The sequence below is a fragment of the Microvirga sp. 2MCAF35 genome (assembly GCF_052115545.1).
GTDB lineage: Bacteria > Pseudomonadota > Alphaproteobacteria > Rhizobiales > Beijerinckiaceae > Microvirga.
In genome coordinates, this window is record NZ_JBFRGW010000049.1 from 18252 (window position 1) to 27102 (window position 8851).

Consider the following 8851-nt stretch of genomic DNA (forward strand, 5'->3'; position numbering starts at 1 on the left):
CTGACAGGAGAAAACGGAAATGAGAAGTGTAGTGGCAATCCTTGCTCTCGGCTTGGCGACAACGGCAGCATCGGCTCAGGTCGGACCACCGACGTCGCAGCGGACCTGCGGCGCCAACCGCCAGCTCGTCATGAAGGAGGGCGCGGTCGTCCTCGATACCAGCCCCACCACCTATGCCCGCTTCGTCCGGAGCGGCGCCGAGTGCCTGGTCGACCAGTTCCCCGAGCCGGCCTGGGTTCCGAGTTCCAACAACCCGCAATGCTTCATCGGCTACCGGTGCAAAGACGGATCCGATGACTTCTGACGCCGAGCCATATTCTGCTCCTTGAACGACGGGTAAAACGGGAGGCACACATGCGCAATCGTCTGTTCTGGCTCGGCGCTATAGCGGCATTCATAACCTGGATCACGCCCGCCCTCGCACAAATCGATCCCCTGCCCTCGTGGAATGACGGCAGCGTGAAGCAGACGATCATCGCATTCGTGACGGACGTGACCCGGGAGGGATCGCCGGACTTCGTCCCCGAGGCCGAGCGGATCGCGACGTTCGACAATGACGGCACGCTCTGGGTTGAACAGCCGGTCTATGTCCAGTTCGCCTTCGCCCTCGACCGGGTCAAGGCGCTGGCGCCGCAGCACCCGGAATGGAAGGACACTCAGCCCTTCAAGGCGGCTCTCGAAGGCGATATGGCGGCGGTCGCGGCTGCCGGCGAACATGGAGCGGTCGAAATCGTTGCCGCGACCCACGCGGGCATGACGCCGACCGAGTTCAAGCAGATCGCCAAGGATTGGCTCGCAACCGCCAGGCACCCGCGCTTCGGCCGCCGCTACGAAGACCTTGTTTACCAGCCCATGCTCGAAGTGCTGGCCTATATGCGTGCCAACGGATTCAAGACGTTCATCGTCTCGGGTGGCGGAATCGAGTTCCTGCGCGCTTTCGCGCCGGAGCGCTATGGCATTCCGTCCGAGCGGATCGTGGGGTCCAGCATCGTCACGAGCTTCGAGAGACGCGATGGCACGCCGATCCTGTTCCGATTGCCTAAAGTCAACTTCGTGGATGACGGCCCCGGCAAGCCGGTCGGCATCAACCAGCACATCGGTCTGCGTCCCGTTGCAGCTTTCGGCAATTCCGACGGCGATCTCGAGATGCTGCAGTGGACGACGGAGACCGGCGGGCGTCGCCTTGGCGTCCTGGTGCACCACACCGATGCGGAGCGCGAATACGCTTATGACCGTGATTCCCGAGTCGGTCGCCTGGACAAGGCGCTCGATGCCGCGGCGATGGACCGCTGGACCGTGGTCGACATGAAACGCGACTGGAAGGTCATCTTCCCGCCTGAGACGCGCTGATCCCAGGCCACCGCGGCAGACGGGCCAATCACCTGCTCGTATCGACGATGTCGATGCGAGAGCAGCCGACGAAAGTCCGGCAAGACGAAAGGGAGTTCTCGCCATGCTCAGCAAGCAATTCACCTGCCTCATCCTGGCGGCCGGCGGCCTTTGCGCGACAACGGGCAGCGCGCTGGCACAGGACGCGGACAGCAGACCGCAGATGCCCCTGACGAAGACCATCGGCAGGGTCACGCCCACAGGACCGGTTCCCTCGCTCGCCGTGATCAACGCGGCCGGCGCCAAGCTCGATGGCAACAAGCTGACCCTGACCGGCGTGTCGCCGAACTCGATCGTGTTCGCCGACCGGCCGGTGCGGGCAGCCGGTCACGTGATGACCGCGCAGTTCATCATGCAATGGGACGAGGGCAAGGACAATTTTGCCGTGGATCCGCCCAATGCCACCGTGTCGATCCTGGGCGGTGACGGCTCGAAGGTCAGCGACGCCGTCGTGACGCTGAAATCGCCGAAGCTCGAGGGCGGCAACCTCACCTTCGACGTTGCGGTGCTGGAAGGCAACCTGAATGGGGCGAGCGGCCCCGCGGCGCTGTTCATCGATCACTTTGCCGCGTTCGGCGGCGGATTCCGTGGCGGGTTTGCCGGTGGCGGTTTCCGCGCCGGCGGCTTCGATCGCTTCGGTGGCGCGGGTCGTCTGGACGGGGATCGCTTCGGCTATGCGCGGGTCGGCGACGTCAACGTAGTGCACGGCAATTACTGGCATGCTCCGGTCTATCATGGCGCCTGGTATGGGGCGGGCGCCACGGCGGCGGGCATTGCCGCCGGGACCGCCATGGGAGCGGCCGAAGCGGCCAATCCTGACCTTGGATACGGTGGTGGCGGCTTGTGCGGCTATTATCCTTATGGGCCTTGTTACTGAACGGGTCGGGCCCGCGACGGGGAAGGTCGTCGTTCCGGCCCCATCATGAGGGAGCACGCAACGAACTCCGCCCGGGAGTGAAGCAATGACGGTCACCCGTCCCACCGTCTTCTGGATCGCAATCACCATCGGCGCACTGGCGATGCTGGTGGTGTTGCGCGAGATCCTGCTGCCGTTCGCGGTCGGCGCGGCGCTCGCCTACCTGCTCGCCCCCGCCGTCGACGGACTGGAGCGGGTCGGGATCAATCGCTCGATCGCAGCCCTGATGCTCGTGCTGCTCCTGGTCGCCGGTTGCGGCGGCCTTGCGCTGGTGATGTTCCCGGCCCTCGTCGGGGAAGTGCGGTTCTTCGTCGACGAGTTTCCCCGTTATGTCGCGCGGGTCCAAGCCCTCATGCTCGACACGAGCCGGCCCTGGCTGCATGCACTCATGGGGCGGGAAGTGCGGATCGAGGAATCGGCCACCCACGCGATGGCGGCGACGAGCAGCGCCTGGCTCGACGACCTCATCCGCTCGGCATGGTCGGGCGGAAAGGCGCTGTTCTCGCTCCTGTCGCTCCTCGTGGTGGTTCCGATCGTGAGCATCTACCTTCTCATCGACTGGGATAGGATGACCGCGATGCTCGACGGCTGGGTGCCGGCGAAGCATCGGGAGGACATCCGGGGTCTCTTGCGGGAGATCCATGACACGGTGGCCGGCTTCGTGCGCGGGCAGATCGTCATCTGCCTCATCCTGGCCGTGCTCTACGCGGCCGCCCTGCGGCTGATCGGCCTCAACCATGCCATCCTGATCGGCCTGACCGCCGGCCTGATCAGCTTCGTTCCCTATCTGGGGGCCGGGACCGGTCTCGTCGTCGCCCTGTGCGTTGCCGTGGCCCAGTTTTGGCCCGACTGGACGCTCCTGGCTTGCGTGGCCGGCATTTTCCTCTTCGGCGAAATCCTTGCCGATTACGTGCTCTCACCGCGGATCATCGGAAACCGGGTCAAGCTCAACCCGGTCTGGCTGATGTTCGCGCTGTTCGCCTTCGGATATCTGTTCGGCTTCGTCGGCCTGCTGGTCGCGATCCCGCTGACCGCATCGCTGGGTGTCGTGCTGCGGTTCTTGATGCGGAAATCCAAGGTAGATCAAGAGCTCGATGCCGCATCTGGGATCGTCGTGCCGGGCTCCGCGGGCATCGGGGACAGCAGACGCGTCAGGGTGGTGCGGCTTCGGAGAGGGAGAGGCTCACGAGACGAAGCCGCTGTTTCGGCCGGTCAAGCAAGCCCCCATCGTCCAGGTTAGTGTGACGGGACAGCCGGCTCGCCTTGGGAAGGACGTTCCTGCATTGCGCCGGACAAGGGTGTTCAAGCGCGAGAAACTGCGCCATTTTCTCAACCAGAAGCGCGACTTTCCAACGATTTGGAAACATCCTTGCGCCAAATTATGGGCTATTTCAAAGGGACGCTTGGCTCATGTCCTCGACGATCATTCCGGCCTGGACCAAAGCCGTCATCTTCGACGCCTACGGAACATTGTTCGACGTGCACTCGGCCGTCGCCCGTCATATGGCCGAGATCGGGCCGGACGCGGCGCGCTTCTCGGAGGTCTGGCGCGCAAAGCAGCTCGAATATTCCTGGGTGCTGTCGCTCGCCGGCCGTTACGAGACATTCTGGGCCCTGACCGAGAAGGCACTCGACTATGCCTTCGCCCGGTTTCCGGAAGTGGACCGTTCGATCAGACCATGCCTGCTCGAGGCCTACCGTAATCTCGATGCCTATCCGGAGGTGCAAGAGACGTTGCGTGCTTTACGCGAGCAAGGCTTGAAAACAGGCATCCTGTCGAACGGTGATCCAGACATGCTGAACGCGGCCGTGGAATCAGCCGGCCTGTCCGACCACCTCGACACGATCCTGTCGGTCGATGCGGCCCAGATGTTCAAGACGAGCCCGCGCACTTATCAACTCGTAATTCAGGCTTTGCCCGTCACGGCCGACGAGGTGCTCTTCGTCTCCTCGAACCGCTGGGACATTGCAGGTGCCGCCGCCTTCGGCTTCACGCCCGTTTGGGTCAACCGGCTCGGATTGCCGGATGAATATGAGGAGCTTGCACCGAACGCGATAATCGGATCGCTCCGGGAAATTGCTTAGAATGTCGTCATGGTCGGGCTTGTCCCGACCATCCACGACATATTGTTCCGCTGCTCTCTTAAAACGTGGATGCCCGGCACGAGGCCGGGCATGACGCAGAGGTGGATGCAAGGTTCGAGACTGCTTACTTCGCCAGAGCCGCCAGGATCCGCGCCCAGGAGCGGGTGCCTTTGTGGAAGCTCTTGAGGTCGTATTTCTCGTTCGGCGAGTGGATGCGGTCGTCGTCGAGACCGAAGCCGACGAAGAGGGTGTCGAGGCCGAGCGTGCGCTTGAAGTCGCCGCCGACCGGGATCGAGCCGCCCATGCCGATGACGATGGGGTCCTTCTTCCATTCATCGTGCAGGGCCGATTTCGCCGCCGTGATGGCCGGGAAATCATGCGGAAGCGCCAGAGCGCGGGAGCCCTTGTGCTTGATGAACTCCACCGAGCAATCGGCCGGGATGCGCTCGCGCACGAAGGTCTGGAAGTTCTGGGAGATCTTCTCCGGATCCTGATCGCCCACGAGGCGGAAGGAAATCTTGCAGCGCGCTTCGGCGGCGATCACGGTCTTGGTGCCCTCGCCCGTATAGCCGCCGATGATGCCGTTCACGTCGCAGGTGGGGCGCGACTGGATCTGCTCGATGAGCATGCGTCCCTTCTCGCCGGCGGAGTGCTTCAGGCCGACCTGGCCGAGGAACTCCTCCTCGGTGAGATTGAGACCCTTCCACTGCTCGAGAACCTGCGACGGCGTTTCGGGAACACCTTCGTAGAAGTCCGGAATCGTGATGCGGCCGTTATCGTCGTGGATGGCCGCGATGATCTTCGACAGCACGTGGACCGGGTTGCGCGCCGCGCCGCCGAAGGAGCCGGAATGCAGGTCGCGGTCCGCGCAGCGCACGATCACCTCCTCGTAGACCATGCCGCGCAGGGAGGACGTGATGGCGGGGGTGTCCTGATCCCACATGCCGGTGTCGCAGACGAGGGCCACGTCGGCCTTCAGCTCCGCCTTGTTGGCCTCGATGAACTCGGGCAGGAACTTGGAACCATCCTCTTCCGCTCCTTCGACGAGGAATGTGATGGTGATCGGCAGCGAGCCCGTCACGGCCTTCCAGGCGCGGCAGGCCTCCACGAAGGTCATCACCTGCCCCTTGTCGTCAGCGGAACCGCGGGCGCTGATGGCCTTGCGTCCGTCCGGCAGCGTGATGATGCGCGGCTCGAAGGGCGGCCTTTCCCACAGCTCCAGCGGATCGACCGGCTGCACGTCGTAATGGCCGTAGAAGAGCACATGCAGCTTCGCCTCGCCGCCCGCATGGCCGAGCACCACCGGGTGCCCGCCCGTCTCGCGTAAGGATGCTTCGACGCCGATGCCCTTCAGCTCATCCACGAGCCATTGTCCAGCCGTGCGGCAGTGATCCTTGTAGGCAGGGTCGGTCGAGATGGAGGGAACCTTCAACCACTGGAACAGCCGCTCCAGGGAGGCGTCGAGATCGGAATCGATTTTGGAAAGAACTTGGTCGAGATGGGACATTGGGAACATCTGCCTTGTGGACGTGTCGTCCCAAGACGTACCCCCATCGCCCAGGACATCGCAAGTATGAGCTTTCGCCTCAGGGCGTGGAGGTCAGCAGCTTCGTCATGTAGACGCGCCGGAAGCCCTTCTCTTCGGCGCGATGGGTCTCCACGAATCCGAGCCGCTCATAGAGGCGAATGTTCTCGCTCATGGCTTCGTTCGTATAGAGCCGGATGGCTTTGAATCCGCGCTCGCGGGCGTGCCTTTCCGCAAAGGCGATCAGCGCACGCCCATAGCCGCATCCGTGCCGATCGGGGTGGACGGCCACATTGTCGAGAAGCATGGCCCCATCGTCAGGCATGAGAACGAGGATCCCGGCCACCCCCTTGTCGGCGACGAGCACATGGACGCAACTCTGCGCGATGAGGGCGGCATAGTCGTCCAGCATCGGCCCGGGCCTTTGCCCGATGAGCGGGATATACGGCGAATAGGCGGCCTGGACGATCGCTTCGACGGCGGCAAGATCGTCAAGCTGTGCGAGGCGGATATGATGCATCGTCGACGCCGAGCGAGGTGCCGGCCGGCGCTACCGCTTCAACAGCCCGCCCAGGGTTCCACGCACGATGGCGCGGCCGATGGAACTTCCCTGGCGCCCGCCGAGGGACTTGCCGATCTCGGCCGCGAGGCTTCCCACCGTCTGGTTGACGACCGTGCGCGTGACTTCGCGGGTCACCCGCTGCGTCATGGTCATCGAGCCCTTGCGCTGCGGACCGTTGGTGCCGAAGAGACCGCCGAGCATGTCCAGAATGCCCCCTCCTCCTTCCGCCGCCTTGGCATCGGCAGCGGCCTTCTCGGCCCGCTTGGCGAGCATCTCGTAGGCGGATTCCGGATCGACCGGCTCATCGTATTTTCCCCGCAGGGGGCTTGAGGCCACGATCTGCTGGCGCTCGGACAATTCGATCGGCCCGACCTGCGCCATGGGCGGCGCGATCAGCGTGCGCTCCACCATCGATGGCGCTCCCTTTCCTTCCAGGGTCGAGACCAGGGCTTCGCCGACGCCGAGTTCGGTGATGGCCTTCTCCGTGTCGAAGGCCGGGTTCTGGCGGAAGGTCTGCGCCGCCACGCGCACCGCCTTCTGCTCGCGCGGCGTATAGGCGCGAAGCGCATGCTGCACCCGGTTGCCGAGCTGCGCCAACACGCTCTCCGGCACGTCGACCGGGTTCTGCGTGATGAAGTACACGCCGATGCCTTTCGAGCGGATGAGCCGCACGACCCGCTCCACGGTTTCGACGAGCGCCTTCGGGGCGTCGTTGAAGAGAAGATGCGCCTCGTCGAAGAAGAAGACGAGCTTGGGCTGGTCGAGATCGCCCACCTCCGGCAGTTCCTCGAACAGTTCGGACATGAGCCAGAGAAGAAACGTGGCGTAGAGCCGCGGATTGCTCATCAGCTTGTCGGCCGCAAGAATATTCACGACGCCGCGCCCGTCGCGATCCGTGCGCATCAGGTCCTTGATGTCGAGGGCCGGCTCGCCGAGGAATTCGTCGCCCTGCTGATTTTCGAGAACGAGAAGCTGGCGCAGGATCGTCCCGATGGTGGCCTTCGACACGTTGCCGTAGGTGGTGGTGAGCTCGCCCGCATTGTCGGAGATGAGCTGCAGCAGCGCGCGCAGATCCTTCAGGTCGAGCAGCAGCAATCCCTGTTCGTCGGCGATGCGGAACGCGATGTTGAGCACGCCCTCCTGGGTGTCGTTGAGATCGAGCAGGCGGGAGAGGAGCAGCGGCCCCATCTCGGAGATCGTCGCCCGCACGCGGTGCCCCTGCTCGCCGAACAGGTCCCAGAACACCACCGGGAATTTGTCCGGCACGTACTCGATCCCGATTTCCTTGGCGCGTTTGACGAGAGGCTCCTTGCCGTTGCCGGGAGCGGCCATGCCGGAGAGATCGCCCTTGATGTCGGCGGCGAAGACCGGCACGCCCGCATTGGAGAACCCCTCCGCCAGCACCTGCAGCGAGACGGTCTTGCCCGTGCCCGTGGCGCCGGTCACCAGGCCGTGGCGGTTGGCAAGCCTCAGATCCAGATATTCCGGCTTGGTGCTTTTACCGATGAAGATCTTTCCGTCTTCGAGCATCACGTCTCTCCCAACTCGCTTGAAGGATCTTAGATGTCTCGTGGCGAGTTTCCACTGTCGGGTTTCTTGATTTAATAGTTTACCTATGAACTATCCGCTTTGTACAAGCTTCAGGAGAATCAGATGGAAGAACTCATCGCCCGCATCACGCAGAAGACCGGCCTCGATCAGGCGACCGCTCACAAGGCCATCGGCCTTATTCTAGGCTATCTCCAGAAGGAGGGACCGCAGGCCGAAGTCAACCAGCTGATCGAAGCCCTGCCGGGCGCCCAGGAAGCCATCGAGCAGTCCAAGACCGGCGGCAGCGGCGGACTCATGGGCATGGTAGGCTCCATGGGGGGCGGCGTGATGGCGCTCGGCGGCCAGCTCATGGGCATCGGCGTCTCCATGGGCCAGATGCAGCCCCTCGGGAAGGAACTCTTCGCCTATGGCCGCGAAAAGGCCGGCGAGGACACGATGGGCACCATCATGGGCTCGATTCCGGGCCTGTCCCAGTTCGTCTGAACCGCGTTCCGTCACGCTCGGCCATGACGCCGCGGGTGTCATTCCCGGCCGGAGCGTCAGCGGAGGGAAAGGGAATCCATAGCTCGGCGCTTGATCGTGGATCCCCTTCCCGCACTTCGTGCGCCGGGGATGACAGCGGAGCGCTGGACCGAACGGGTGACCCGGCCCTGAGGCGGTGGGTGTGAGTGTTCCTGTCAAAGAGCCAGCACCTATGGGCCCGCAGCTTGCGCTGCGAGCCTGAAGGTTGATCGAGGGTGGCGCGACGGGCAATCCGGCTCGCTACTGATGTGAATGGAAGAGCCGAACTGCTCCTCGCGCACGGTTCTTTTAGGCGTTTAGA

9 protein-coding genes are annotated in these 8851 nt (G+C 63.8%); 6 read left to right on the forward strand and 3 right to left on the reverse strand.

Features of this window, described 5'->3' with window-relative positions; all coding sequences use genetic code 11:
• Nucleotides 1-19: 19 nt before the first annotated feature.
• From AB4097_RS19130 to AB4097_RS19150, 5 genes are all read left to right on the forward strand, one after another.
• Nucleotides 20-304: a hypothetical protein gene (locus AB4097_RS19130; RefSeq protein ID WP_442042462.1), complete on the forward strand. Its 285-nt coding sequence runs from the start codon at nt 20-22 to the stop codon at nt 302-304.
• 50 nt (nt 305-354) lie between these two features.
• Nucleotides 355-1350 (forward strand): HAD family hydrolase, encoded by a 996-nt coding sequence (locus AB4097_RS19135; RefSeq protein ID WP_442042464.1) that lies wholly within the window; start codon nt 355-357, stop codon nt 1348-1350.
• A 103-nt stretch (nt 1351-1453) separates the two neighbouring features.
• Nucleotides 1454-2266, forward strand: a complete 813-nt coding sequence (locus tag AB4097_RS19140) for a hypothetical protein (RefSeq protein ID WP_442042466.1) — start codon at nt 1454-1456, stop codon at nt 2264-2266.
• An 85-nt stretch (nt 2267-2351) separates the two neighbouring features.
• Complete coding sequence (locus AB4097_RS19145; RefSeq protein WP_442042468.1) at nt 2352-3545, forward strand: AI-2E family transporter; 1194 nt, start codon at nt 2352-2354, stop codon at nt 3543-3545.
• 170 nt (nt 3546-3715) lie between these two features.
• Entirely contained in the window at nt 3716-4390 is a 675-nt protein-coding gene (locus AB4097_RS19150; RefSeq protein WP_442042470.1) for a haloacid dehalogenase type II, read from the forward strand.
• A 124-nt stretch (nt 4391-4514) separates the two neighbouring features.
• Here the strand turns inward: AB4097_RS19150 and AB4097_RS19155 are convergent, their stop codons facing one another.
• From AB4097_RS19155 to AB4097_RS19165, 3 genes are all read right to left on the reverse strand, one after another.
• Nucleotides 4515-5897: a M20/M25/M40 family metallo-hydrolase gene (locus tag AB4097_RS19155; RefSeq protein ID WP_442042472.1), complete on the reverse strand. Its 1383-nt coding sequence runs from the start codon at nt 5895-5897 to the stop codon at nt 4515-4517.
• A 79-nt stretch (nt 5898-5976) separates the two neighbouring features.
• On the reverse strand, nt 5977-6435 hold the full coding sequence (locus AB4097_RS19160; RefSeq protein ID WP_442042474.1) for a GNAT family N-acetyltransferase: 459 nt from the start codon (nt 6433-6435) through the stop codon (nt 5977-5979).
• A gap of 30 nt (nt 6436-6465) precedes the next feature.
• Complete coding sequence (locus AB4097_RS19165) at nt 6466-8007, reverse strand: helicase HerA-like domain-containing protein (RefSeq protein ID WP_442042477.1); 1542 nt, start codon at nt 8005-8007, stop codon at nt 6466-6468.
• A gap of 123 nt (nt 8008-8130) precedes the next feature.
• Between AB4097_RS19165 and AB4097_RS19170 the strand changes: the two genes are divergently transcribed.
• Nucleotides 8131-8511, forward strand: coding sequence for a DUF2267 domain-containing protein (locus AB4097_RS19170; protein WP_442042479.1), 381 nt, complete (start codon nt 8131-8133; stop codon nt 8509-8511).
• Nucleotides 8512-8851: the final 340 nt, after the last annotated feature.

Bases quoted from the DNA above. Each gene is read 5' to 3' on its own strand.
- AB4097_RS19145 (WP_442042468.1), top strand. From the start codon at position 2,352: ATGACGGTCACCCGTCCCACCGTCTTCTGGATCGCAATCACCATCGGC.
- AB4097_RS19130 (WP_442042462.1), top strand. From the start codon at position 20: ATGAGAAGTGTAGTGGCAATCCTTGCTCTCGGCTTGGCGACAACGGCA.
- AB4097_RS19165 (WP_442042477.1), bottom strand. From the start codon at position 8,007: ATGCTCGAAGACGGAAAGATCTTCATCGGTAAAAGCACCAAGCCGGAA.
- AB4097_RS19155 (WP_442042472.1), bottom strand. From the start codon at position 5,897: ATGTCCCATCTCGACCAAGTTCTTTCCAAAATCGATTCCGATCTCGAC.
- AB4097_RS19170 (WP_442042479.1), top strand. From the start codon at position 8,131: ATGGAAGAACTCATCGCCCGCATCACGCAGAAGACCGGCCTCGATCAG.
- AB4097_RS19140 (WP_442042466.1), top strand. From the start codon at position 1,454: ATGCTCAGCAAGCAATTCACCTGCCTCATCCTGGCGGCCGGCGGCCTT.
- AB4097_RS19160 (WP_442042474.1), bottom strand. From the start codon at position 6,435: ATGCATCATATCCGCCTCGCACAGCTTGACGATCTTGCCGCCGTCGAA.
- AB4097_RS19150 (WP_442042470.1), top strand. From the start codon at position 3,716: ATGTCCTCGACGATCATTCCGGCCTGGACCAAAGCCGTCATCTTCGAC.
- AB4097_RS19135 (WP_442042464.1), top strand. From the start codon at position 355: ATGCGCAATCGTCTGTTCTGGCTCGGCGCTATAGCGGCATTCATAACC.